Raw genomic sequence first — 25,213 nt, forward strand, 5'->3', positions numbered from 1 at the left:
CGCCGTCTCACAGCCCTCGCCGTATCACAGCGCGCCGAGGCGCGCGAGGGTCTCCAGCGCCCGCGCGCGATCTCCGCGTCGCTCGCGGCCGCGTCCCTACCGAGGGCCGCCGTTGACGTAGAGCGTCTGGCCGGTGACGTACGACGCGTCGCCGGAGGCGAAGAACGCCACCACCGACGCGATCTCGGTCGGCTGGCCGACCCGCCGCAACGGCACGGCCTGCGCCACGGCGGCCTGGTGCTCCTCCGGCGTCGCCCCCAGTCGTATGGCCGTCGCCTCGGTCATCGGCGTCGCGACGTACCCCGGTGCGACCGCGTTCACCCGGATACCGAACGGGCCCAGCTCGATCGCCATGGTCGCGGTGAGCCCCTGGATGCCCGCCTTGGCCGCCGCGTAGTTGGCCTGCCCGCGGTTTCCCAGCGCCGACCGGCTCGACAGGTTGACGATCGTCCCCGACCGCTGCTCCACCATGTGCTTCTGGACGGCCCGGCTCATGAGGAAGACGCTCTTGAGGTTCACGTCGACGACCTTGTCCCAGTCGTCCTCCGACATGCGGAACAGCAGGTTGTCGCGGGTCAGCCCGGCGTTGTTCACCAGCACGTCGATCCGCCCGAACTCGTCCATCACCCCCTGCACGAGCGCCTCGACCTGAGCGCCGTCGGAGACGTCACAGCCGAACGCGACCGCCCTGCCTCCGGTGACGGTGATCTCGTCCACGATCGGAGCGCACCGGTCCGCGGTGAGGTCCACGCAAGCCACCGTCGCACCCTCCGCAGCCAACCGGCGTGCGATCGCCGCGCCGATCCCCCGCGCCGCGCCGGTGACCACCGCGAACTTCCCGATGAACCGTGACATCGACAGCCTCCTCACCCCGATTCGATCACAGCAACTTACTCCGATCCATCGGGTGATCACCCTTTCAGCACACGGTCATCACGCGGTCATCCTCCCGACCGTGTCACAGAGCAGCCGGCCAATAGCAGCCAGCCACACAGCAGCCGCCACGCAGCACCCAGCCACAGAGCGCCGCTACCCCTGTCGTGCGGCGCGGGACTGTACGGCCTCCCACGGCCCCCCACGGACCCCTGCGGCGCGCCGGCGCATGCTCGCCTAGATCCGTAGTCGCCGGGCTCCCACCTGGCGGTGGTAGGTGAAGGCCCAGCGGTCGGTGCCGGTCTTGTGGCGGGTGTAGCGGTCGGGGTGCTGGTAGCGGTCGCGGTTGTGGAACTGGCAGGCCGGGCCGAGGAGTTTCAGGTCGGTCAGGCCGCCGGTGCTCCAGTTGTCGGCGTGGTCGATCTGGCACATGGTGGCGGGCAGCGGACAGCCGTCGATCCAGCAGGTGGCGTAGCGGGCGTAGACGGCCCGTCGCTGGGTGGGGGTGGCCAGGCGGACCTTGCGGCCCATGTCCAGCACCTGCCCCTGGGCGTCCATCACCAGCCGCACCAGAGCAGAGGTGCGGGCCAGGCGATGCACACTGGAAACCGGCAGCATCTGCCCGGTCGCCAGCAACAACCCCGGCGCCGCCCCCAGCAGGGCCCCCGGCACAGCCCCGAGCAGCGTCTCCGACGCTGTTTCCGCTGGCCTCCCCTGCGGTGCCCCCGGCGGAGTCCTCGGCCCCGGCTCGCCCGGCGGTGTTCCGGGCGCTGTCCCCGGTGGCGTCCCCGGGGGTGTCCCTGGCCTCGGCGCGCCCGGCGCTGCTTCCGGCCCTGTGCCCGGTGCTGTTCCCGTTGTCCCCGACCTGCAGGGGCACCGCGCCTCGCCGACGCACCCGCACGCGCTCTGGCCATCTGCCGCGTCCTGCTGATCCCGGCCCTGCTCATCGAAGCCAGCCTCATGGCGGCCTGGCTCACGACGGCGGTCCGGCTCGTGGCGCATGTCGCTCTGGTTCTCAGGCGTGCCCTGCGCATGCCGGCGACCCCCCGCAGGCCGATGCCCTGCGTGGGCGTGATGCGCAGCGGCGTCCTCGGGAGGAGGATCCGGCCATTGCGCCGCGCAGGAATGCGCTCCGCTGGGAGGCACCGCGTGTGGAGGTGCTGCGTGTGGAGATGCTGCGTGTGGAGATGCTGCGTGTGGAGATGCTGCGTGTGGAGGCGTGCCACCACCGTAGGCAGGCCATGCCGCTGCGGGCTCGGGGTTTGTTTCAGCGTGGGCCGCGGCATGGTCGCGGTCTGCGCCCCTGGGCGGTGCGGTGTCGTCGCCCTCGGCAGACGCAAGGTCAAGGTCGGTGCTCCCGGCGGCGGCGTCCGCGGCTGCCCCGGCATCGGCATCGGCTGCCGGACCGGCTGCCGCCTCGGCATCGGCTGCCGGACCGGCTGCCGCCTCGGCATCGGCTGCCGGAGCGGCTGCTGTCTCGGCTTCGGCGGTGCCCGGGTCATCTGGCCGGTGGGGGCCCTCACCCTGAGCAGGTGCGGCAGCGTCGGTTATGCCCACGTCGCCGGGGTCCGCGTCGCCGAGGCTGTCGGCCTCACCGTCGCCGAGGTTGCCGGGGGCCTCGTCGGTGGGGATGGCGTCTTCGACGTCGCCGTCTTCCACAGGGCACGGCCCGTCAACGCTACCGGGGTCGCCGAACGCGCCGGTGTCCTCACTGTCGCCATCCTCGGCACTGTCCGCGCCCCCGGCAGCCTGAGCGTCCTGACCGTCGCCGACACCCTCGCCGCCCTGCGCACCCTCGATGCCCTCGCCCTTCTCGGCGCTGTCCGTACCATGGGCGTCGCGGCCGTCCTCGGCGTTCTGGGCGTCCTGGGCGTCTTCGGGGTGGCCGGGGCCGGGGTCGGGGGCGGGGTCTTCGGGGTGATCGGGGTGGTCGGGTTCGGGGTCGGTGGGGAGGGATTCGGCGTTGACCAGGACCAGAAGCTCAGCGACGATCTTCTGCTCCATCAACGCGATGAACGCATCCGCCTGGCGGACCCGCAGCGGCCGGTCATCGCCCTCCGCGCGTGGCTTGGCGTAAGCATCCAGCAGCGCCCGCAACCGCGCCGCCGCCTCACGCGGCAGATAGAACTCCCCCTCCAAGCCCCCACCCGCAGTGGGGCGGACCCGCAGAAACCGCCGCCCGTAGTCCGCCTGCTCGTCCCGCTCCTCACCATCAGGGTCCAACACCGCCCGCAGATACCGCCCGGCCTTGGCCACCTCCGCCGGCCCCGCCCTACCCGCCAACTCCAGCAAAATCGGCTCGGCCAGCCCCGCGTGCTCGTCACTCAACCGCGCGGTGGCCGTGCAGATCGCCTCCACCACCCCCGCCGACAACACCCCGGCGGCGAACTTCTCCCGCACCCTCGGCAGGCGGGCCAGCTCCACCGCCAGGGTCAGCAGACGGCCCGCTCCGGCCACGCTCATTCCCGCGGCGGTGCGCAGCCAGCTGCGGGTGGAGGCATGCCCATGCTGTTTGGCCTGCCCCGCCCGATGCACCTGCCCCACCCGATCGGCAAGAGCGCACGTGATCCGATCCCGCGCGAACAGCAAATCCTCGGCCTCGGCCACGCAGATGTCCGCATCGTCCGGCAACGGTGCCAGCGCCAACGCCTGCGCCGACTCGCGCAATGAACTCACGAGCACCCACGACGACCGGCCCTTGCCCTGACCGGGACCGGCCTGACCACCACCGGCGCTCCCGGCACCGGCACCGCCAGCACTCCAGCCACCGCCTGCACCACGGGCGCTCCCGGCACCGGCACGGGCACCAGCGCTGTCGGCGCTGTCGGCGCTGTCGCCGCTCGTGGCACCGGGCGCGTCGTCGCCGGCGCCCTCACCGTCGGTGAGCCCGCTGCCGGTGCTCTTGGTGCTGTTGATGCTGGTGTCAGCCTTGGTGCGGCTCGCGTGCCGCGCCGGCTGGGGGTCGGCGATCGGAAAGTGCTCGCGGGCGAGTGAACCTTCCGACGACCACAGAGGGGAATCAGCGGTCAGCCGATCCCACCAGTCTCTGTCGGCATCGTTCGAACGACGACGGTGGCCGGAATCCAGATCTAACAGATCCACTGCACCCTCCTCGCTTGATTCGAACTCTTGTGTGAATTCTTTCATCTGCTCGTCACTCTGAGCAACCGACAGAAGCGAATAGTTGGAGCAGCAGGTCAGACCCGAATACGCCGAAGGCGCTACACGGAGACGCCGATGGGGCTACTTGGAAAGCGCCGAAGGCGGTACACGGCATACGACGACGACAGCTACTGAGAAGGCGCTGCAGCACCGGCCCGGCGTGCACGGCGGCACTCGACGCCGCTGCAGAAGGCGCGACTCAGAAGGCACTACTGAGAAGGGCGCTGTCCAGAAGGGCGCTACGCAGAAGGGTGCTACGCAGAAGGGCTCTACTCGGATAAGCGCTGCTCAGAAAGCGGCGACGGCGCGTTCCACGGCCAGCAGGGCGCGGTCGAGCAGGACCATGCGGTCGGCGATCACGTCGTGCACGGGATCGCCGGCGCGAATCCTGTCGATGCTGGTGACGTACACGGCGCGGTAAGCGGCGACCACCAGGGCGGCCGCCAGCCTCGGGGCCGGATCGGCAGGGTCGACAGGGCCGGCGGGGTCGGCACGGTCGGCACGGTCGGCCGTGCCGCTTCCGGCCGCCTCGGCGAACAGACCGGCGAGCACGCCCTCGAACTCCTCGACCAGTTCCCTGGCCCGCGCCCTGAGCGCGGGCGAGTCCAGGATCACCTGCCAGAACACCTCGTATCCGGGGGCGATCCCGCCGAGCGGGTGGCCTTCCCTGAGCATGCCGAGGAACAGCCGGCGCAGCGCGGCGAGAGGGCTCTCCCCTTCGGCACGCTCCCGTACGGCCTGGGTGACCAGCTCGACCGCCTCGGGATAGCGGTCGAGGAACAGGTCCTCCTTGCGGGGGAAGTAGTTGAAGACGGTCTTGGTCGAGACTCCGGCCGCCTCGGCGACCTCGGCGACCGTGACGTTGTCGAACCCGCGCTGCATGAACAGGCCCGAGGCCACGTCCGAGATGAGCGAGCGAGTCTGCCGCTTCTTCCGCTCCCGCAGTCCCAGGGTCTCCACTCTCCGCACTCTAGTTGCTAAAAACTTATAGCGACAGTAACTTTATAGCGAAGGTAACCACGGGGAGGAACACATGTCGTACGACGTCGTCGTGGCCGGCGGGGGTCCGGTCGGCCTGATGCTGGCCTGCGAGCTGCGGCTGGGCGGGGCATCGGTCGTGGTGCTCGAACGGCTGACCGAGATCGATCCGACAATCAAAGCGGGCGCGCTCACGACGCCCAGCGTGGAGGCGCTCTACCGGCGGGGTCTGCTGCCCGCACTGCAGGAGGTGCAGGAGCGGGCGATGGAGCTCATGAAGACCTTCATGCGCGAACACGCCTCCGCGGAAGGGCCGCGCCGGATTCCGCCCAGGTTCGCCGGCCACTTCGCCGGGATCATGCTGAGCGCCGATCTGCTGGACGCCAACGACCCTGACCTGTCCGGTCGTGGACCGGCCGCCCAGATCGGCCTGGTGCCCCAGCAGCAGCTCGAACAGATCCTCGCCGTACGCGCCGCCGAGCTGGGAGTCGAGGTGCGGCGCGGCGTGGAGGTGACCGGCTTCACCGACGACGGCGAGCAGGTCACGGTCACCACGACCGGCGGCCCGGTGCACGGCCGCTGGCTGGTGGGCTGCGACGGCGGCAGGAGCACGGTGCGCAAGCCGGCCGGCTTCGAGTTCCCCGGGACGGACCCGGAGATCACCGCCTACCAGGCCATCGCGAAGATGGAGGGCACCGAGCACCTCGGCGTGGGCTGGCACGCCACTCCCACCGGGATCTACTGCTACGGGCCGGTGCCGGGGCGCATCCTCGTCGCGCGCTTCGACGGCGGCGCGCCCGGCAGGGACGGCAAGACCACACCGGTGACGACGGAGGAACTGCAGGAGGCGGTCAGGCACGTCACGGGCTCCGACGTGGTCGTCAGGGAGATCACATCGGTCACCCGGTTCACGGACAACGCGCGGCAGGCGGCGACCTACCGGCTCGGCCGGGTGCTGCTGGCCGGCGACGCCGCGCACGTCCACTCGCCCTTCGGCGGCCAGGGGCTGAACCTGGGGCTGGGCGACGCCGTGAACCTCGGCTGGAAGCTCGCGGCGGTCGTACGCGGACAGGCGCCGGAAGGGCTCCTCGACACCTACACGCGGGAGCGGCACCCGATCGGCGCCTGGGTGCTCGACTGGACGCGTGCCCAGATCGCCCTGATGCGTCCCGACGCCCACGCCCGGGCGGCGCGGGCGGTGGTCGCCGATCTGATCGGGACCGTCACCGGCACCACCTACTTCGTGAAGAAGATCTCCGGCGTCTGGCAGCGGTACGACATGCCCGGCGGCGGCGGGCACCCGTTGGTGGGACGCAGCGTGCCCGACTACGAGTTCGAGGACGGCTCGCGGCTGGCCGACCACCTCCACGACGGTCGCGGCCTGCTCGTCCGCCGGAGCGGATCCGGGCTCGACGGCACGGCGGCGGACGGCTACGGAGACCGGGTCGCCACCGTCACGACGGCGGGAGGCGACCCGCACTTTCCTGGCGCGCTGCTCGTCCGCCCGGACGGCGTCGTCGCGTGGGCGCAGGACCCCGGCACCACCGATTCCGAGGGGCTCGCGAACGCGCTGGAGACCTGGTTCGGCACGCCCGCGGGCGTCCCCGCCGCCCTCCGCTGAACTGTTCCCCGGACATCGCCGATCATTGACCAAATCTTTACCCGAGCCGCCCGCCGCACGGGCCCCAAATCAGCGTCCTGACCTGCGGTTTCTCCTCCGGTCACCCCCCTTAACCCGTACCCCGCCAAGATGTCTCGTGTCATTTGGTATCAGCCGTGGTCATCAGCCCCCATCATGTGCTCATGCCCGCTTTTGTCACCCTGTCTGGGCGCTTCGTGCGCCTGGAACCGCTCAGCCTCGCGGCGCTCGACGACCTCGTCGCCGCGGCGTGTGAAGACCGTTCCACGTACTCCTTCACTCGCGTTCCCGTTGGCCGGGATGAGATGGCCTCCTACGTGGAGGCCGCCTTGGCTGAGCAGGCGGAGGGCCGCACTCTGCCCTTCGCCATCCGGTGGCTGCACACCGACCGCGTGGTCGGTGCCACCCGTCTGATGAACCTGGAGTACTGGCAGGGCCCGATGCCCTGGCCACCGGGCACGAAAGGCGCGGTGGGCGAGGTCCCGTCCGTCGCGGACATCGGGTACACCTGGCTCGCCGCGTCGGCCCAGGGCACCGGTGTCAACCGGGAGAGCAAGTATCTGCTGCTCTCCCTGGCCTTCGAGACCTGGCAGGTTCACCGGATCACCCTCAAGGCAGACGTACGCAACACCCGATCCCGGGTCGCCATCGAGGCCCTCGGCGCGCACCTCGACGGTGTGCGGCGAGCGGACAGCCGAGGCGCCGACGACACGGTCCGAGATACCGCGTACTACTCGATCCTGAGTCCCGAGTGGCCCACCGTGCGCGATCGTCTCCGCATGCGGCTGGGTCTCCTGGAAACGGCGTCGGAAGCAGCGTGATCACCCGATAAGAAGAGCGGCCCGTCCCGGAAGGGACGGGCCGCGTCATGCGATGGGTGCTGGAGGGCGGACGGTCGTCAGGCGTCGTAGCCGAAGTCGTCCTCGTAGGCGTTGTAGACGTCGCGCCACGAGCCGCAGTTGACCGGGTAGTTGCTGTGCAGACCGATCTGGCAGACCTTCGCCTGGACCTGGGCGACGTCGTAGCGCCAGAAGTTGATCTGCTTGTAGCCGCCGGCGCCGCAGTACTTGTACGACTTGACGCTGGAGGCCCAGTCGTCCTCGTCGTCGTCCCAGGACGACACGCGGAACTTGATGTACGCGCACTTGCCGCCGTGGCTGTAGGTGCGGTGGTCGTTGTCGTACAGCTTGCCGGTGACGTGGACCCGGTTCGACTCCTCGTGGTCGTAGTTCACGTCGACGTAGCCCTTGGCCTTGGCGAGGTGGTTGGACGACCAGTAGGTGCCCCACCAGCCGTCGTAGTCCCAGTCGTCGTGGTGGGGCGCGGAGGCGGCGGAGGCGGCGGAGGCGGGAGCGGCGGAGGCGGCGGTCGCGAGGGCCGGCAGCCCGAGGGCGGCGACGGCGGTGGCTGCGGCGAGACCGAGGGTGATGGAGCGACGCATTTCGGTTCTCCTGTTCGAGGACGATCCCCCGATGCGAGGTGCTGTCGGGGTTGCACCTCAGTGATAGGCCCGCCCGCCTGCAACCTGCTTTCAGTGCTCTCACGATGGTTTGCAGGCCGCTTTCAAGCACCTGAACGCACACTGAACCAGCGCGTCCGGTCCTACTGCCGCCGCGCCACACGATCTATCATTTGGTCGGAAATCTTGCCATTGGGAGACAGGTGACATGCCTGATCACGCCACCGCGGACGGCCTGCGCTTCGCCGTGCTGGGACCCGTCCTGGCCTGGCGCGACGGCGTCGAACTCGACCTCGGCACACCCTTGCAACGCTCCATCCTCGCGATGCTCCTGCTGCGGGAGGGGCACGCGGTCACGCCGGACGAGATGATCGACGGCGTGTGGGGCGGGGACGCGCCGCCGCGCGCGCTCGGCGCGTTGCGCACCTACGTCTCCCGTCTGCGCACCGTCCTGGAGCCGGACCGCTCCCCGAGGACCCCGCCGCGGCTGCTGACCTCCGTCGGCCGGGGATACGCGCTGCGGCTCGGCCCCGCCCGCTTCGACCTTGCCGTCTTCGAGCGCGAGTGCGCCGCCGCCGAGTCCGACCGCCGTACGGGCAGGGCCGGGGAGTCCGCGCGGCGGCTGCGCGGGGCCCTGCGCCTGTGGGCCGGCGAGCCGCTGGCCGGCGCGGTCGGCCCGTACGCCGAACACCAGCGCGACCGGCTGGCCGAGCGCCGGATGAGCGCGGTCGAGACGCTCATAGAGCTCGACCTGGAGCTGGGCCGGCACGCGGAGATCGTCTCCGAGCTGGTCGCGCTCGCCGGGGAACACCCGCTGCGCGAGCGGTTACGCGCCCAGCTCATGCTGGCCTACTACCGCTGCGGCAGGCAGGCCGAGGCGCTGTCGGTCTTCACCGAGACCCGGCACGCGCTCGTCGAGGAGCTCGGCATCGAGCCCGGCGCCGATCTGACCGCCCTGCACCGGCGGATCCTCGCCGCCGACCCCTCCCTCGCCCCCACACCCCCTCCCGTACGGCTCTCGCCCCAGGATGTCCACGATGACGACACCGCGGCGGAGGCCGGCCCGGCGATCGTGATGCCGAGACCGGCGCAGCTCCCCGCGGCCGTGCCCGACTTCACCGGACGCACCGGCCTGGTGCAGCGGCTGCTCACGCTGCTCCGCGCGGAAGGGGCGGGAGAGGGCGTGCCGATCGCGGCGATGTCGGGCATCGGCGGCGTGGGCAAGACGACCCTGGCCGTCCATGTGGCCCACCTCGCGGGGGACCTGTTCCCCGCCGGCCAGCTCTACGCCGACCTGCGGGGATACAGCGCCGAGCCCACCGCGCCCGAGACGGCGCTGGTCGCGTTCCTGCGCGCCCTCGGCATCCCGATGGACGTCATCCCCGACGGCCTGGCCGAGCGCTCCGCGCTGTTCCGTTCGCTGCTCGCCGACCGCAGGATGCTGGTGCTGCTCGACAACGCCCGCGACGCCGAGCAGGTCGAGCACCTGCTGCCCGGCTCGGCCGGCTGCGCCGCGATCATCACCAGCCGGGGCAAACTGGCCGACCTGCCCGCGGCCCGGCTCGTCGACCTCGACGTGATGGAGCCCGAGGAGGCGCTGTCTCTGCTGGCGGCGGTCGCGGGACCCGAGAGGGTGGCGGCGGAACGGGCCGCCGCGATGGACGTGGTCGCCGCCTGCGGCTTCCTGCCGCTGGCCGTGCGGATCGTCGCGGCCAGGCTCGCCTCCCGCCCGTCCTGGACGGTGGCCTCGCTCGTCCCCCGGCTCGCCGACGAGCGCCGCCGCCTCGACGAGATGAAGATCGGCAACCTGGCGGTCTCGGCGACGTTCGCCCTCGGGTACGGCCAGCTCGACGCCCGGCAGGCGCGGGCGTTCCGGCTGCTGTCGCTGCCGGCGGGCTCGGGCATCTCGGCCTTCGCGGCGGCGGCCGTGCTCGACCTCACCCCGGCCGAGGCCGAGGACGTGATCGAGTCGCTGGTCGACGCCAGCCTGCTGGAGGCGCCCGCCCCGGGCCGCTACCGCTTCCACGACCTGCTCAAGCTGTTCGCCCGGCGGCAGGCGGAGGACGCCGAGGAGCCCTCGGCCCGCGCGCTCGCCCTGCGGCGGCTGCTGGGCTTCTACCTGGCGTCGGCGGGCGCGGCCCACCGGTTGGCGTACGAGGGCAGCGCGATCGCCGACAACCTCACGGACCTGGGAGCGCGCGGCCATTCCTTCTCCTCGGCCGACGAGGCCGTGGCCTGGTTGTCGGCGGAGGCCGAGGACATGTTCGGCGCCATCGCGCAGGTGGCCGGGGCCGAGGGCGCGTCCGGCCAGGACCTGCTCACCGCGGCGGACCTGCTGCTGGCGCTGGAGCCGCTGCTGGAGTCGGGCACCAACCAGCGAGACTTCGAGCAGCGCACCTCGGCCCTGCTGACGGCGGCCGGCAGGGCCGGCGAGCGGGGCGGCGAGCTGCGCTGCCGCTACGTGCTGGGCCGGGTGCTGTTCGGCGCGAACCGGCTGGCCGAGGCCGAAGCCCACTTCCTCGCCGCGCGGACGCTCGGCGAGGAGACCGGCGACCACATCGTGCTGGGCGAGACGTGCAACGCGCTGGCGGTCGTCGCCGGACGGCGGCGCCGCCACACCGAGGCGCTCGAATGGTTCGACCGGGCGACGGCGGTCCACCGGGAGACGGGCAACCCCGCGGGCGAGGCGCTGGCGTCGTGTTACTCCGCCCGCGACCACCTGGGCCTCGGGCGGCCGCACGACGCCATCGCCGCGGCCGAGCGCGGGCTGGCGGTCTTCTCCGAGATCGGCAGCGGCGCGGGGATGGCCCGCGCCCGCTACCACCTCGGCAACGTGCTGTCCCATGTCGGGCGGCTCAACGAGGCCGTCGTCCACCACGCCGAGTGCCTGGCCTTCTTCCGCGCGAGCAACCAGCGGGTCTGGGAGCAGCGGGTCTGCTACCGGCTCGCCGCCACCTTCATCGCCGCCGGGCGGTTCGCGGAGGCCGCCCGGCACGCCGAGCAGGCGCTGACCGTGAGCCGCGAGATCACCCACCCGTACGGCGAGGCGCAGTCACTCGCCGCCCTCGGCAAGGCCCTGGCGGGCCTCGGGGAGACCGGCCGGGGCAGGCAGGCCCTGGTCAAGGCCCTCGACGTCTTCACCCGGCTCGGTTCGCCCGAGGCCGACGACATCCGTGCCCTCCTGCGCGAACAGGTCGAGACGTAGGTCGTCGTCGAGCCGGCTCATCCGGACGTGGTTGATCACACCGAACACCCCATCTTCGCGTGTGGAGGCTGGACGCCCGGCCGGCCGCCCGTCGTCACTGGGACGTGCAGGGGGCCCGGATCCGCACCGGTGCGCCCCGTGACGACTCGCCGCCTCACGTCGGCGACCGGCCGGGCTGTGTGCGCGGGCTCCGAACCCCCCCGAAGCCCGCTCAGGACCACTGTCCGCCCGGCCGTTCAAACTCCGATCAACGGAGGCTTGCAACCGTCAGGAAACCGTCCGCGATCAGGGGGCGCAGCACCGCCGGGGCGTCGCGGAGCACCGCGTCGGGGTCCTCATCGGTCAGCTCGGCGATCGCGGCGAGCAGCGGGCGCGTGGGCAGATCACCGTCGCACACCCCCGCCAGGGCGGCCTCCACGGTCCCCACGGCGGCCGTACGGCGCGCGCCCCGGGTCTGCCGCAGGGCGATGCGGGAGGGGTCGTCGGCGCCGGGCGGGCCGACGCGCTCCTCCACGACGCCCTCGGCCACCTTCAGCCGCGCGTCGAGCAGGTCCTCGTCGGACAGCTCGTGAGCGGCGCGCGCCGCACGCAGGACCTTGTCGACCAGCGCGCCGGACGGGGGCTCGACCGGCTGGGTCATCTCCTCCACCCGCACGAGCGGGCTCAGCGAGCCGGAGTCGTGCAGGGCGATCCAGCCGAAGCCGACGCCGGTCACGTCCATCGACTCGAACCAGCCGAGCCACTCGTCGTAACGCTCCCGGTAGGCCGAGGTGCCGTGCTCGGCGGAGTCCCGCAGCCACAGCTCGACGTACTCGGCCGGGTCCTGCACATCGCGCTGCACGGCCCAGCCGTCGCAGCCGGTCTCGGCGAGCCAGCCGCCCACCCTGTCCTGCCAGTCCTCGCCCTTGACGTGCAGCCAGTTGGCGAGGAAACGGGCCCGGCCGCCCTGGGCGAGGTGCCGGGGCGTGCGCCGTACGAGGTCGCGGCAGAACTCGTCGCCGCGCCGCCCGGCCTCCCGGTAGGTGTACCTGGCCTCGGGCGCGATGACGAACGGCGGGTTGGACACCACGAGGTCGAAGCGCTCGCCGTCCACCGGGTCGTACATCGAGCCCTCGCGCGCCTCGACGCCGGTCATGCCGGACAGGCCCCAGCTGAGGCGGGCCAGCCGCAGGGCTCTGCGGTTCACGTCGGTCGCGACGACGTGCTCCGCCCTGGGCGCCAGGTGCAGCGCCTGCACGCCGCAGCCGGTGCCGAGGTCGAGGGCCCGGCCGACCGGGGCGGTCCAGCCGAGCTGGGCGAGGTTGGCCGAGGCGCCGCCCGCTCCGACCACGTGGTCGGCCCGCAGGGAGGGGTCGCCGGGCCGCACCTTGCGGTCGGACACCACGTACGCCGGGTCGCCCGTCCCTGTGTCCCACGGCTGGAGGTGCACGGTGGCCTGAACGGTGTCGCCCAGGCGCACCAGCAGCCCGGCCTCGATGAGCCCCTGCAGCGGGAGGTCGGCGGCGGCCGTGCTGACCGGGGCGCCCAGCCACCACAGCCGGATCAGCGTGGCGAGGGGGTCGGCGTCCCTTGTGGCGCGCAGCGCGGGCACGATCTCCTCACGGGCGAGGGCGGAGGCGGCCATGTCGCCCAGCCGCTCACGCACGCCGTCGATCGTGTAGCCGGCCTCCACGAATCTGTCGCGAAGCCGCCGGACCAGGTCAGAAGGGGCGTCCACGTCTCGAATCTATCGCGGGGCCAGACACCGCTAGGGCATCTTGAGGCTGTTCCAGGCGGCTTCGCCCAGCTCGCGGATCTCCTCCTCGGTGGGCTGGTGGGCGCCGCTGAACCACAGGCGGCACATCTCCTGCGCCGGGCCGAGCCACAGCACGTAGCACATGGTGGCGGGGACGGGGCGGAGCACGTCGTCCTTCATGTGCGGCCGCCACCAGTCGGCGACCTGCCGGAAGAACTCGCGCCTCGACTCGGCGACCTCGGGCCCGCCGGGCTCGTTGCGCCGGGGCGGGCGCTCGCTGATCAGCAGGCGGGCGCGTTCGGGGTGCTCACCGCACCAGGCCATGTGCATCGCGACGATGGCCTCGATGCCGGCGCGGGCGTCCTCGTGGCGGACGAGCTCGCGCACGAAGGCGTCCTGGTACATGTCCAGGATCTCGGCGTAGAGCACGCCGAAGACGTGTTCCTTGCTCGTGAAGTGGTGATAGAAGCTGCCGACGCTGACGCCGCTCTCCTGCCGGAGGCTGGCCAGGGTGGTCGCCGACACCCCGCTCTGGCTGAACCTGCGCAGGGCGCCCTCGATGATCCTGGCCCTGCCGTCTCGCCCGCTCTTCGCGTTCTTCACATAGTCAATGGTGAACCAACAGAACCTTGTTCTGCAAATGCGAGGCGGGCTTTGATCTCGACGGATGTGCCCTATCTGTCGATTGTGGCAGAGGGCCGGGCCCTGCGCACCATGGACAGAGCCCGCCGCTCCCGGGCCCGCTGAGTCCGTCAACGAGACTTAGATGCGGGAGGACGTTGTGGCTACGATGCGCGACATGCGGCGTTATCGGGTGGACAACTGCTCCATCGAGCGAACCCTCGCCGTGCTCGGCGAGAAGTGGACGTTCCTGGTCCTGCGGGAGGCGTTCAACGGCGTCCGGCGGTTCGCCGACCTTCAGACGCGCACCGGCGCGCCCCGGCAGGTGCTGAGCGCCCGGCTGTCCCGGCTCGTGGACGAGGGCCTGCTGCGCAAGGTGCCCTACCAGGAGCCCGGCCAGCGCCAGCGCGACGAGTACCGGCTCACCCAGAAGGGCCTCGACCTCTACCCGATCATGATCGCGCTCATGCACTGGGGCGACCGCTATCTGGCCGAACCCGAGGGACCGCCGGTCGTGGTGACCCACCGCGACTGCGGCGCGCCCGTCACGCTGCACCTGATGTGCGAGGAGGGCCACGAGGCCGGCGGCCCACTCGAGGTCACCCCCAGCCCCGGCCCCGGTGCCCGGGGGTGAGAGCACTCACCCCCCTGCCTAGGCTGGTCACGTGTACCGGTTCCTCCTCTCACGCCGCTGGGTCGGGCTGCACCTGCTCGTGCTCGTGCTGATTCCCACCTTCTTCTTCCTGGGAAGGTGGCAGTGGGGGCGGTTCGAGGAGCGGTCGGCCGACAGCACGAGGATCACCGCCAACCTCGCCGCCGCGCCCGTGCCGGTCGACCGGCTGGACCGGGCCGGCGCGTCCGTGCCGTACGGGGACAGGTATCGCCTCGTCACCGCCACCGGCCGATACGACACCGCCCACCAGCTCGTGGTGCGCAGGCGCACCCTCAACAGCCGCGTCGGCTTCTACGTGGTCACTCCGCTCGTCACGCCCCAGGGCGCCGTGCTGGTGAACCGGGGCTGGGTCCCGGCCGGGGCGACCGCCGACGCCTCGCCGCAGGTGCCCGCCCCGCCCACGGGACAGGTGACGGTCACCGGACGGCTCCGCCCGGCGGAGACGCGGGACAACACCGGCATCAGGACCAGGTCCGGGCTGCCGTCCGGCCAGATCCTGCTGATCGACACGCCCCGGATCGCCGAGGGCCTGCCGTACGCGGTCTTCGGCGGGTTCGTGGAGCTCACCGCACAGCAGCCGCAGGGCGGCGCCTCGCCCGAGCTCCTGCCCCCGCCCGACGTGGGCGCCGGAGGCGGGCTCAACCTGGCGTACGCCGTGCAGTGGTGGCTGTTCATCGGGATCGCGGTGGGCGGCTGGGTGCTGCTGCTGCGCAGGGAGGCCCGCGACCTCCGGGAGGAGCGGGCGTCACAGGCGGTGACCGCAGGCGCCGCAATGTGAGCGAACGGATACCAACCGGAGACCTCGCAGCTTGTACCGGGTTATCCCTTGGCCCTACCGTTTACTACCGTGACTACGCCGCTGCATCCCGACCCAGAGCCGAGGCGGCGGGACTACGTGATCATCTCGGTCGATGATCATCTGATCGAGCCGGCCGACCTCTTCGAGGACCGCCTGCCGGAGAAGTACAAAGACCTCGCCCCCAAGGTCGTGGAGACCGACTCGGGCCATCAGGTGTGGCGATACAGCGGCGCCACCTATCCCTGCGCGGGGCTGGACGTGGGCGCGGGCCTGCCCAAGGAGCAGTGGACGCTCGACCCCGTGCGGTTCGAGGACATGCGGCCGGGCTGCTACGACATCGAGGCCCGGATCGGCGACATGGACCGCGCCGGGATCTGGGCGGCCCTGTGCTTCCCCGGCATGCTGGCGAACCAGGCGGGGGTGGCGTTCGGCCGCACCCGCGACCAGGATCTCGGGCTCGCGCTCGTGCAGGCCTGGAACGACTGGCACGTCGACGTGTGGGCCGGCACCTACCCCGAGCGCATGATCGCGCTCCAGCTCCCCTGGCTCCCCGATCCCGAGATCGCGGCGAAGGAGGTCAGGGCCAACGCCTCACGCGGTTTCAAGGCCGTCGTGTTCCCCGAGTTCCCCACCCGGCTGCGGCTGCCGTCCATCCACAGCCGCCACTGGGACCCGTTCTTCGCCGCCTGCGAGGAGACTGGGACGGTCGTGTGCCTGCACACCGGCGCGTCCTCCTGGGCGCCGGTGCCCTCCCCCGACACCCCGGTCGAGGCGATCACCACGCTGATCCCGGCGAGTGCGATGTTCGCCTGCGCCGACTGGCTGTGGTCGGGGGTGGCGCTGCGCTTCCCCAAGCTGCGCATCCTCATCGTGGAGGGCGGCGTGGGGTGGCTGCCGATGCTGGCCGAGCGGGCCGACTACGCGCTCGACCACCCTGTGGCCGGCGAGCCGAGCTGGGAGGGCGGCCTCAAGCCCAGCGAGGTGCTCCGGCGCAACTTCTTCTTCGGCACGCTCGACGACAGCGCGCTGAGCTCGGTGCGGCTCGCGGTGGGCATGGAGCACGTGCTGCTTGAGGCCGGCTACCCGCGCGCGGAGTCGACCTGGCCCGACACCCAGCGCGCGGTGGCCCGCAACCTCGGCAGCCTGCCTCCCGCCGACATCGCCAGGGTCTCCTACGGCAACGCCGCCCGCCTGTTCGGCCACCCGCTGCCCTCGCGGGCCTGGCTGCGGCAGGAGCAGCTCTAGCTAGGACGCGGACGCGGGCGGGGGCAGCCGGGGGACGCTGTCGATCAGTCGTCGCGTGTAGGCGTGGCGAGGAGCGCCGAGCACCTGGGCGGTGTCCCCCCGCTCGACGATCCGGCCCCGCTCCAGCACGGCCACCTCCTGGCAGAGGGCGGCCACCACGGCCAGATCGTGCGACACCATCACGACCGTCAGCGCACGGGTCTCCCGAAGCTCCCGCAGCAGGTCGACGACGCGTACGCGGGTGGAGACGTCGAGCGCGCTGACCGGCTCGTCCGCGAGCAGCACGCGGGGCTCGCACACGATCGCCCGCGCGATGGCGATGCGCTGCCGCTGCCCGCCCGAGAACTCCTGCGGGTAGCGGCTCGCGGCGTCCTCGGGAAGTCCGACCGCGTCCAGGGCCGCCGCGACGCGAGCGGTCATGTTCTCCCTGAGGCCCAGCGAACGGAGCGGCTCCGACACGATCCTGCCCACCCGCTGCCGGGGGTCGAGCGACGAGTACGGGTCCTGGAACACCGTCTGCACGCCGCGCCGGAACTCCCGCATCAGGGACCGGTCACGCGGCGCGAGCTCCTTCCCCTCGTAGAGGACCTGTCCGCTCGTCGGCCTGGCCAGCCCGAGCAGCAGGCGCAGCAGCGTGGTCTTGCCCGCACCCGACTCTCCCACCAGCGCGAGGCTGCGTCCGGGCGTGACGGCGACCGAGACGTCCGTGAGCACGGGGGCCGAGCGGCCGTAGGCGAAGTGCGCGCCCCGCACCTCCAGGATGGGCCGGGTCATGGCGTCCTCCAGTCGACGGCGCCGTCGAGAGCACCGTCGAGAGCGCCGTCGAGCCGCCGCGCGCTGCCCACCAGGTCCCTCGTGTACGGGTGGCGCGGCGCGTTGACGACCTCGCCGGCGCTCCCGGACTCCACCGCCGCGCCGTCCTTGAGGACGATGACGCGCTCGGCGATGCGCGAGACGACCGCCAGGTCGTGGCTGATGAACAGCAGTGCCATCCCCCGTTCCTCCACCAGGCCGTCGAGCAGCGCCAGGACGTCGGCCTGCACGGTGACGTCCAGGGCGGTCGTGGGCTCGTCCGCGATGAGCAGAGCGGGGTCGCAGGCGATGGCCATGGCGATCGCCACCCGCTGACGCTGGCCGCCGGAGATCTCGTGGGGGTAGGCCCGGGCGATCCGCTCGGGATCGGCCAGCCGCACCTCCTCAAGCGCGGCCGTCACCGCCGCACGCAGGGCCCGTCCGCGCAGCCCCCTCCTACGCCGGAGCGGCTCGGCCACCTGGCGGCCCACCCGCATGAGCGGGTCGAGGGCGGTGAGCGGCTCCTGGAAGACCGTGCTCGTCGCCCGGCCGCGCAGCGAGGTGAGCCGCCGCTCTCCCGCCCCCACGACCTCGATGCGGTCGAGGCGGCGGTCGAGGCTGGGCACGTCGAACACGACACTGCCCGAGACGGTCATCCCGGGAGGCGTGAGACCCATGATCGCCAGAGCGGTCATGGACTTGCCCGACCCCGACTCACCGATCAGGCCCAGCCTCTCGCCCGCGTCGAGCGTGAACGACACGTCCGAGACGAGGTCGCGGCCCTCGGGGCTGCGCACGTGAAGTCCCGCCACGGTGAGAAGGGTCACCTCGTCCTCCTCCTGGTCGGGTCGGCCACGTCGCGCACGCCGTCGGCGATGAGGTTGACGCCGACGACGAGGACGACGAGCAGGACGCCGGGGGCGATCACCCCTGCCGGGGCGATGAACACGCTCGCCTGGGCCTCCTGGAGCATCCGCCCCCAGGAGGCGTTCGGGGGCGGCGCGCCCAGGCCGAGATAGGACAGGCTCGCCTCCGCCAGGACGGCGAGGCCGAACTGCAGCGCGATGTTGACCGACAGCGTCGGCCAGATGTTCGGCAGCACGTGTTCGACGACGACCCGGGGCCAGGACGTCCCCGACGTGCGCGAGGCCGTGATGAAGTCCTGCGCCAGGACGCGCTTGACCAGCACCCGGGTCAGCCGGGCCACGATCGCCGACATCGCCAGCCCGATCGCGATGACCGCCGAGCCGAGCGACGCCTCCCGCGCGGCGGTCACCAGCATGGCCAGGAGCACGGTCGGGAACGCGATGAGGATGTCGAGGAGGGCCGAGATCGTGTCGTCGAGCCAGCGGGTGGCGAAGCCGGCGGCGAGGCCGCCCGCGAGGCCCACGAGCCCGCCGATCAGCACCGACCCCGCTCCCGCCTCCAGGGCGACCCTCGCACCGATCATGAGCTGGGTGAGCAGGTCCCTGCCGAGCTTGTCGGTCCCGAGCAGGTGGGGCAGGCCCGGTGGCATCAGCCGGTCGCCCGAGGTGTCGTCCGGCGGAAACGGCAGCCAGAAGAACGACACGACGGCCACGGCGAGGACGAGACCGGCGAGGACGCAGCCGGCGACCAGCGTCGCCGACCGGGGGACGCGGCGGCCTGAGGTTGACGCAGGGAGTGTCATGCGCCGTCCCCGGAGAGGTTCCCGCCGAGGGAGCGGCGCAGCCGCGGATCGATGAGCCGCTGGACGAGGTCGGCCGCGAAACCGATGAGCAGCACCGTGAACGTGCTCACCACCAGGATCCCCTGGATGACCGGGTAGTCGTGCTGGGCGAAGCCCTTCACGAGCATGCCGCCGAGCCCCGGCAGCGCGAACACGCTCTCCACCACGACCGCGCCGAGGAAGGTGGTGGCGAGCTCGATGCCCAGGATCGAGACGACCGGGACCACCGCGTTGCGCAGGCCGTGCCGCCACATCGCCCCGATGAACGACGAGCCGAGCGCCCGCGCCGTACGCAGGTAGTCGCTGCCCAGCACGTCGAGGGTGGCCGACCGCACGTAGCGGATCAGCGAGGCCGACATGACCAGGGCGACCGTGACGACGGGCAGCGTCAGCGAGGTGAGCGCGTCACCCGGGTCCGCCCAGTCGTCCTGCGGGAACCCTCCGGCCGGCAGCACGCCGAGGTGGAGCGAGAACACCGTGATCAGCAGCATGCCGACCCAGAAGACGGGCACCGCGATGCCGAGTTGCGACAGCGCGCTGAGCACCGAGCCGTACCAGGTGCCCGCCCGGTAGGCCGCCAGGAAACCGACCGGTACGGCGATCACGACGGCCAGGAGGAACGCGAGCAGGGTCAGCGGAACCGTCACCACGAGGCGGGCGGCGATCTCGGGGCCCACGGGAAGCGTGCTGACGAACGAGGAGCCGAGGTCCAGCCTCGACATCTCGCCGAGCCACGAGACGAACTGCTCGGGCAGCGGCCGGTCCGTCCCGATCAGGTGCCGGGCGGCGGCGACCTGATCCGGGCTGGCCCCGACCGACAGCAGCGCGTTGGCGGGGTCGCCGGGAATCAGGCGCAGCAGCAGGAACAGCACCACGGCGGCCAGGAACAGCGAGACGACGAGGAACGCCGTCCGGCGCAGCAGGTAGGCGGTCATGAGGACGTCACCGGCGAGGGCGTCAGCCCCGGCCGCCGCTCTTCTTGATGCCGTACGCGTAGAACTGGGAGTTCAGGCCGTTCACGGGGTAGCCCGACAGCGACGAGGACGCCACGACGATCTGCGGGTAGAGGTAGAGCCAGTCGCTGGCCGCGTCGGCCGCGATCTGCTGGTTGACCTTCTTGAGCAGCTCCGTCTGCCCGTCGGCCGTGTCGGACTGCTCGGCCTGCTCGACCCACTTGGCGACCTGCGGGTTGTCGTAGCCCCAGTAGAAGTCGGGGTTGCCGTACCAGACCACGTCGCGGTCGTTGACGTGCTCCTGCAGCGTCGCCGCGAAGTCGTGGTTCTTGTACACCTTGGTGTACCACTCGTCCGCGGTGATGACGTTGATGTTCACGGTGATCCCGACCTTCGCCAGCTCCGACTTCAGGAACGTCGCGACGGTGGGGTGCGGGTCGTAGTTCGGGGTGTCGAGCGTGAAGGAGAAGCCGCTCCCGTAGCCCGCCTCGGCGAGCTCCTTCTTGGCCAGGTTCGGGTCGTACGGGTTGACCGAGGTGAGGTCCTCGTACCAGGGGTCGGTGGGCGGCACCATCGAGCCGATCAGCGTGCCGTATTCGCCCCAGATCGAGTTGAGCAGCTTCTTGTTGTCGATGGCCGAGGTGATCGCCTTGCGGACGAGCACCTTGTCGAACGGCGCCTTGCGGTCGTTGAACGCCAGCAGCAGCTTGGTCGTCGACTGGCCGTTGTTGACCTTGTAGTCCCCGTTGTCCGTGAAGTTCGCCAGCGCGTCGGGGCTCTGCTCGCTGGTCACGACGTCGACCGCCTTGGTCAGCAGCGCGTTGTTCAGCGCGGTCGCGTCGGTGAAGTAGTGGAACACGACCTGCTTGTTGGTCGCCGGGGTGCCCCAGTAGCCGGGGAAGCGCTCAAGGGTGAGCGCGGAGCCGCGCTTCCACGTTCCCAGCGTGTAGGGACCGGTGCCGTCCTCGGTGGTCGTCAGGTTCTTGGCCTGGGAGTTGACGATCCACACGTAGCTGAGGTTGTAGACGAGCGAGATCGACTTGCCGGAGAGCTTCACCGTGACCGTGGAATCGTCCGGCGTCTCGATGCTCTTGATCACTTCGAGGCTGCTCTTGCGGGCCGACTGGGAGTCGGGAGCGATGACCTTCTCGATGCTGTACTTGACGTCGGCCGAGGTGAGCGGCTTGCCCGAGTGGAACTTCACGCCGCTCCTCAGCGTGAAGGTGTACGTGAGGCCGTCCTTGCTCACCATGTGGTCCTCGGCCAGCAGGCTCTCGACCTTGCCGTCGTCGGTGAGCCGGAACAGTCCCTCGTAGACGTTGCCGTTGAACGCCTCCGTCACACCCTGTCCGCCCCCGGCCGTGTTGTCGAGGTTCTGCGGCTCGTAGAGCGACCCGACCTCGACCGTCGCGTCCGGGTCGTACGCCGCCGTCGCCCCGGCGCCGTTCGAGCCGGACCCTGCCGAACCGGAGGACCCTGCCGAGCCGGAGGAGCCCGATCCGCACCCGGCGAGGGCGAGCGCGAGCACGAGTGCGGCGCCGATCAGCGACGTCGTCTTGCTGTTCACTGTTTCTCCTGATGGGCGGCCATGCGGCCACCTGGTTGGTGCTTCAGGTGAGGCGGGGGGCCGTCAAGCTGTCAGTGCGGCAGGAAGCCGTCGCGGAAGACGGGAAGCTTCTCCCCCGCCTCGACGGGCACGTCCAGCCGGTTCCGCGGCGGCGGCAGCGGACAGTTGTAGAAGGGCGAGAAGGCGCACGGCGGCGCGAAGGCGCGGTTGAAGTCCAGGACGACGCGGCCACCGGGCTCGGGCTCCACCGTCAGGAACCGCCCGCCGCCGTACGTCGCCGAACCGTTGGTGTGGTCGCCCACGACCAGGAGCAGCGTTCCCTCGTCGTCGAAGGCGGCCAGGTTGTACGGCGTGCCGTCGAGCGTGAAGGTGATGTCGCCCGGGACGGCGCGGTCACGGGTGCCGCCGGCGTCCCGGAGGTGCTCGAAGGGCAGCAGCCGCTCGTCGGACACCGGCGTGAAGACGGCCTCGATCACCCACTCGGGGGCGAACGGGAAGGCGTCGATGGTCTCGAAGTGGCGGATGGCGGGCGCGTCCGCGTCCCACAGCCGGATGCCGTGCTCGGGCTCGCCGGTCGTGATGTGGGCCCGCTCGATCCGCGTCGCCGTTACGCGTGTTCCTGTGCTGCCGGGCGGCCGGCCGGCGAGGGCCTCCTCCAGGGACACCTCCTCGCCCGGAGCCGGCCACAGGGTCTCCACCAGAGCCAGGTTGCCCTGCGGGGCCCGTACGGAGGCCACCCGCTCAGCCCGCCACGCGTCCCACCCGGCGCGGGCGGCTTCGATCGTGGCTGCGGAGGCGCGTGAAGACATGGAGGTAACGCTCATTTCGGGAAGATCAGCACCATTGGTGATGTTTGAGCATTACCCTACATATTCGGTAGGATTATGACCAATTGATCACTTCACCGTGGCGCGCGGGTTCCTCTCCCACTCGACGAACTGGCCGCTCTCGCCGAGCAGCGCGGTCGCCAGCCACAGGAACACGCCGAAGTCGTCGACCACGCCGATGCCGAGGAGGAAGTCGGGGACCACGTCGATGGGCGACACGATGTAGGCCACGGCCATGCCGAGCATGGCGATCTTCCCCTTGGTCAGGCCGGGGTAGTCGCCCTTGACCGCGGCGCGGAGCATCCGGGGCACCGCCCGCAGCCGGGCCCGCAATCCCGGCGAGCCGGCCTTGGAGACCTCGCGGTAGGCGCGCCAGGTGGCCGCCGCACGTCCTGCCTTCACCATGAGGACACCTCCAGGGGAACGCCTCTGCCCGCTTTGCCCTTTGGTTAACGTACGGCTGGTTAACGTACGGCGGTGCCCGGCCGGTTCCGTCAGGCGCCGGGCGCGAGCGCGCGTACTGTGTCGGCGAGCGGCAGATCACCACCCGGCAGCGGGGCGAGCACGGGCGTGTCCAGCCCGGCGGCCACGTACTCCCGCACCCGGGCCCGGCAGGTCTGCGCGTCGCCGTGCACGACGAGATCGTCCACCACCTCGTCGGGGATCGCCTTCAGCGCGCCCTTGCGGTCTCCGGCCGCCCACGCCTCCTGCATGGGCCGCAGCGGCTCACCCCGGCCCAGCCACTCGTGGAACGCCGCGTACACCGGCACGGTGAGGTAGGCGGCCAGCAGCCTGCGGCCGATCTCACGCGCCTTCGCCGCGTCCTCGGTCATCACGACGAACAGGCGCGCGGTCAGCTCGGTCTGCGGTCCCAGCTCGGCCCGCACCTTCCGCACGTCCCCGGGCGACAGCCAGTTGGTGATGGCGCCGTCTGCCTCGCGGGCGGCCAGGCGGAGCATCCCGGGCCGCAGCGCGGCGAGCACGATCTTCGGCGGTGTCGCGGGGGCCTTCTCCAGCCGGAAGCCCTTTACGGCGAAGGTCTCGTAGCTCTCGGTGACCTTCTCCCCGGCCAGCGCCGCGCGCAGGAACCGCAGGGTGTCGCGGACCCGCGCGTACGGCTTGTCGAACTCGCCGGCGTTCCAGTTGCCCACGATCACCGGGGACGACGCGCCGATGCCCAGCACGAACCTGCCGGGGGCGAGGTCGGCCAGCGTGGCCGCCGACATGGCCAGCAGGGCCGGGCCGCGGGTGTAGACGGGGACGATCGCGGTGCCCAGGCGCAGGGACGGCGCCCACTCGGCCGCCAGCGCCAGCGGGACGAACCCGTCGGTGCCGCCCACCTCGGCCGACCAGGCGTCGGTGTAGCCCAGCGCGGGCAACTCGGTGACGAGCTCCTTCGACTCGACCGGCGTCTGCCCGAAGAACGGAATCGTCATGCCCCAGCGGTCCACGGCCACCCCTTCCAAGGTCTCGGACCCCGACCATACCAACCGGCCGGTATGGAGTCGCGGTCACGCCCGAAGTTCGTGGACCACCTCGATGACCTCCCTGGCCACACCCTTGATGCCGGGCAGGTGCGACAGGCCGACCAGCCGGTCGACGAGCGGGACGACCCGGTCGATCAGCCGGTAGGTGCGCGCGCAGCCGGGGGAGCTGTCGTGGACCCAGAACAACACGACACCCATCCACAGCAGCCAGAGCAGCTCGGGAAGCTCCTCGCGCAGCTCCTCGTCCATGCGCCCGGCAGATCCCTCGACCACCTCCCGATAGAGCGCGATGGCCGACTCGCGGGCGGGCGCCGACTCGGCGCTGAACGGGCTCAGGGGGTTGCTGGGCTCCGCCGCATGCTTGAAGAACTTCACCGCGAACTCGTGGTAGGGCTCGGAGATCCGCACCCATTCCCGCAGCACACCTCCCAGACGCCCGGCGAACGACCGCTCGGCGGCGAACACCTCATGGCAGGCCGCCTCGTGCGTCTCCTGCGCCCGGTCGTAGTACGCCTGGATCAGCTGCTCTTTGGACCTGAAGTAGTAGTAGGCGTTGCCCACCGACACGCCCGCCTCCGCGGCGATGGCACGCATCGTGGTCGCCTCGTACCCCCGATCCCTGAACAACCGGAGGGCCGTCTCGACGATCTGCTCCCGTGTACTCTCGGCCACGATCGTCACTGTACGGCTCGGGCCCGCGTCCGGTCATGAACCGACAAGATGATCCACGGGTCGTGGCAAACCGCCTCGTGGCAGCGGGCGACCGGCCCCCGCGTGTGGCATTGAAGACCTCAGCCCCCGTCGTCGAGTGAGGAAACGAGGCACGTGGACGTCCGCCCGTCATGCCGGGGGCTGGCCGGCATCGGCACCGCCGTACTGATCTCCCTGCCCATGCAGCATGTCAGGGACCCCGCCCCGCCGCCGTCCTCGCCGTCCCCGCCGCCCGCGGCGGATCCCGGCGCCGAGGTGAGGGGCGCCGAGGTGAGGGGGGAGGTCTCCCTGCCGCCGCTGCTGGCCGGCACGTTCACCGCCACGGTGAAGACCTGGGACACCACGGCGGCGGGCGAGCGGATCGGCCACGCGCGGGCGGCCGGACTGCTGCTGGACGCCGGGGTGCGCTGGAAGTCAACCGGAGACTGCGCCGACCGCCGCCGTCCCTACTGCACGTCGCTGGAGGCCATCCGGTACGGCACGCTGATGCGCACCATCGACCTGCGGCGGGGCAGCGGCTGCCCGGTGACGGTCACCGGCGGCACCGAGACCGGGCACGCCGACGGCCGCTACAGCCATGGCGAGGGCTACAAGGTGGACCTCGCGCACAACCGGTGCCTCGACGCGTACGTCACCCGGTCCTACCGCTACTGGCGCATACGCGGGGACGGCGCGGCGCTGTACCACGCCGCGCCGTCCGACGTGAGGGCCGACGTAAGGGCCGACGTGTGGGCGGACGAGCCCACCCACTGGGACGTGCTGTTCAGGTGACCCCTACA

The 25,213-nt window shown here is 71.5% G+C and carries 22 protein-coding genes; 7 read left to right on the forward strand and 15 right to left on the reverse strand.

Annotation, left to right across the window (positions count from 1 at the left end; all coding sequences use genetic code 11):
* Positions 1 to 96 precede the first annotated feature (96 nt).
* The 3 genes from ACGFIB_RS31055 to ACGFIB_RS31065 all read right to left on the reverse strand — a co-directional run bounded on the left by ACGFIB_RS31055 (position 97) and on the right by ACGFIB_RS31065 (position 4,995).
* Complete coding sequence (locus tag ACGFIB_RS31055) at positions 97 to 855, reverse strand: glucose 1-dehydrogenase (RefSeq protein WP_393376652.1); 759 nt, start codon at positions 853 to 855, stop codon at positions 97 to 99.
* A 255-nt stretch (positions 856 to 1,110) separates the two neighbouring features.
* Positions 1,111 to 4,020 carry an HNH endonuclease signature motif containing protein gene (locus ACGFIB_RS31060; RefSeq protein WP_393376654.1) on the reverse strand — a complete coding sequence of 970 codons (2,910 nt, stop codon included), beginning with the start codon at positions 4,018 to 4,020 and terminating at the stop codon, positions 1,111 to 1,113.
* A gap of 303 nt (positions 4,021 to 4,323) precedes the next feature.
* On the reverse strand, positions 4,324 to 4,995 hold the full coding sequence (locus tag ACGFIB_RS31065) for a TetR/AcrR family transcriptional regulator (RefSeq protein ID WP_393376655.1): 672 nt from the start codon (positions 4,993 to 4,995) through the stop codon (positions 4,324 to 4,326).
* Between the two features lie 73 nt (positions 4,996 to 5,068).
* Here ACGFIB_RS31065 and ACGFIB_RS31070 point away from each other — a divergent pair, with 73 nt between their 5' ends.
* Both ACGFIB_RS31070 and ACGFIB_RS31075 read left to right on the forward strand, forming a co-directional pair.
* Positions 5,069 to 6,634, forward strand: a complete 1,566-nt coding sequence (locus ACGFIB_RS31070; RefSeq protein ID WP_393376657.1) for an FAD-dependent oxidoreductase — start codon at positions 5,069 to 5,071, stop codon at positions 6,632 to 6,634.
* 182 nt (positions 6,635 to 6,816) lie between these two features.
* Positions 6,817 to 7,473 (forward strand): GNAT family N-acetyltransferase, encoded by a 657-nt coding sequence (locus ACGFIB_RS31075; RefSeq protein WP_142573513.1) that lies wholly within the window; start codon positions 6,817 to 6,819, stop codon positions 7,471 to 7,473.
* A gap of 77 nt (positions 7,474 to 7,550) precedes the next feature.
* Here the strand turns inward: ACGFIB_RS31075 and ACGFIB_RS31080 are convergent, their stop codons facing one another.
* Entirely contained in the window at positions 7,551 to 8,093 is a 543-nt protein-coding gene (locus tag ACGFIB_RS31080; RefSeq protein ID WP_357020557.1) for a hypothetical protein, read from the reverse strand.
* Between the two features lie 226 nt (positions 8,094 to 8,319).
* Here ACGFIB_RS31080 and ACGFIB_RS31085 point away from each other — a divergent pair, with 226 nt between their 5' ends.
* The gene (locus ACGFIB_RS31085; RefSeq protein WP_393376658.1) at positions 8,320 to 11,316 is read left to right on the forward strand and encodes an AfsR/SARP family transcriptional regulator; all 2,997 of its coding nucleotides are present in this window, start codon (positions 8,320 to 8,322) and stop codon (positions 11,314 to 11,316) included.
* A 247-nt stretch (positions 11,317 to 11,563) separates the two neighbouring features.
* Here the strand turns inward: ACGFIB_RS31085 and ACGFIB_RS31090 are convergent, their stop codons facing one another.
* Positions 11,564 to 13,042, reverse strand: coding sequence for a DUF7059 domain-containing protein (locus ACGFIB_RS31090; RefSeq protein WP_393376771.1), 1,479 nt, complete (start codon positions 13,040 to 13,042; stop codon positions 11,564 to 11,566).
* Positions 13,043 to 13,063: 21 nt separating this feature from the next.
* On the reverse strand, positions 13,064 to 13,654 hold the full coding sequence (locus tag ACGFIB_RS31095) for a TetR/AcrR family transcriptional regulator (RefSeq protein ID WP_142573507.1): 591 nt from the start codon (positions 13,652 to 13,654) through the stop codon (positions 13,064 to 13,066).
* Positions 13,655 to 13,850: 196 nt separating this feature from the next.
* On the opposite strand from ACGFIB_RS31095, the gene ACGFIB_RS31100 reads away from it, so the two are divergent.
* From ACGFIB_RS31100 to ACGFIB_RS31110, 3 genes are all read left to right on the forward strand, one after another.
* Positions 13,851 to 14,306 carry a winged helix-turn-helix transcriptional regulator gene (locus tag ACGFIB_RS31100; RefSeq protein ID WP_223867871.1) on the forward strand — a complete coding sequence of 152 codons (456 nt, stop codon included), beginning with the start codon at positions 13,851 to 13,853 and terminating at the stop codon, positions 14,304 to 14,306.
* Between the two features lie 31 nt (positions 14,307 to 14,337).
* Positions 14,338 to 15,123 carry an SURF1 family cytochrome oxidase biogenesis protein gene (locus tag ACGFIB_RS31105; RefSeq protein ID WP_357238524.1) on the forward strand — a complete coding sequence of 262 codons (786 nt, stop codon included), beginning with the start codon at positions 14,338 to 14,340 and terminating at the stop codon, positions 15,121 to 15,123.
* A gap of 69 nt (positions 15,124 to 15,192) precedes the next feature.
* Positions 15,193 to 16,389, forward strand: coding sequence for an amidohydrolase family protein (locus ACGFIB_RS31110; protein WP_142573504.1), 1,197 nt, complete (start codon positions 15,193 to 15,195; stop codon positions 16,387 to 16,389).
* Here the strand turns inward: ACGFIB_RS31110 and ACGFIB_RS31115 are convergent, their stop codons facing one another.
* The 9 genes from ACGFIB_RS31115 to ACGFIB_RS31155 form a co-directional block, all read right to left on the reverse strand.
* Positions 16,390 to 17,163: an ABC transporter ATP-binding protein gene (locus ACGFIB_RS31115; RefSeq protein ID WP_357238522.1), complete on the reverse strand. Its 774-nt coding sequence runs from the start codon at positions 17,161 to 17,163 to the stop codon at positions 16,390 to 16,392.
* Complete coding sequence (locus ACGFIB_RS31120; protein ID WP_393376660.1) at positions 17,160 to 18,008, reverse strand: ABC transporter ATP-binding protein; 849 nt, start codon at positions 18,006 to 18,008, stop codon at positions 17,160 to 17,162. Before ACGFIB_RS31120 ends, ACGFIB_RS31115 begins: the two co-directional genes overlap by 4 nt.
* Positions 18,005 to 18,850: an ABC transporter permease gene (locus ACGFIB_RS31125; protein ID WP_393376662.1), complete on the reverse strand. Its 846-nt coding sequence runs from the start codon at positions 18,848 to 18,850 to the stop codon at positions 18,005 to 18,007. Before ACGFIB_RS31125 ends, ACGFIB_RS31120 begins: the two co-directional genes overlap by 4 nt.
* Positions 18,847 to 19,824 (reverse strand): ABC transporter permease, encoded by a 978-nt coding sequence (locus ACGFIB_RS31130; protein ID WP_142573497.1) that lies wholly within the window; start codon positions 19,822 to 19,824, stop codon positions 18,847 to 18,849. The genes ACGFIB_RS31125 and ACGFIB_RS31130 overlap by 4 nt, the downstream gene beginning before the upstream one ends.
* A gap of 22 nt (positions 19,825 to 19,846) precedes the next feature.
* Entirely contained in the window at positions 19,847 to 21,409 is a 1,563-nt protein-coding gene (locus tag ACGFIB_RS31135; protein WP_393376663.1) for an ABC transporter substrate-binding protein, read from the reverse strand.
* Between the two features lie 71 nt (positions 21,410 to 21,480).
* Positions 21,481 to 22,218 (reverse strand): DUF1684 domain-containing protein, encoded by a 738-nt coding sequence (locus ACGFIB_RS31140; protein WP_393376664.1) that lies wholly within the window; start codon positions 22,216 to 22,218, stop codon positions 21,481 to 21,483.
* A gap of 87 nt (positions 22,219 to 22,305) precedes the next feature.
* Positions 22,306 to 22,641 (reverse strand): YkvA family protein, encoded by a 336-nt coding sequence (locus ACGFIB_RS31145; RefSeq protein WP_142573491.1) that lies wholly within the window; start codon positions 22,639 to 22,641, stop codon positions 22,306 to 22,308.
* An 89-nt stretch (positions 22,642 to 22,730) separates the two neighbouring features.
* Positions 22,731 to 23,687 (reverse strand): LLM class F420-dependent oxidoreductase, encoded by a 957-nt coding sequence (locus ACGFIB_RS31150; protein WP_357238511.1) that lies wholly within the window; start codon positions 23,685 to 23,687, stop codon positions 22,731 to 22,733.
* 60 nt (positions 23,688 to 23,747) lie between these two features.
* Positions 23,748 to 24,395 (reverse strand): TetR/AcrR family transcriptional regulator, encoded by a 648-nt coding sequence (locus ACGFIB_RS31155; protein WP_229689485.1) that lies wholly within the window; start codon positions 24,393 to 24,395, stop codon positions 23,748 to 23,750.
* Between the two features lie 153 nt (positions 24,396 to 24,548).
* Here ACGFIB_RS31155 and ACGFIB_RS31160 point away from each other — a divergent pair, with 153 nt between their 5' ends.
* Complete coding sequence (locus ACGFIB_RS31160; RefSeq protein ID WP_393376666.1) at positions 24,549 to 25,205, forward strand: hypothetical protein; 657 nt, start codon at positions 24,549 to 24,551, stop codon at positions 25,203 to 25,205.
* Positions 25,206 to 25,213 lie beyond the last annotated feature (8 nt).

The sequence above is a fragment of the Microbispora bryophytorum genome, from assembly GCF_043197435.1.
Lineage (GTDB): Bacteria > Actinomycetota > Actinomycetes > Streptosporangiales > Streptosporangiaceae > Microbispora > Microbispora bryophytorum.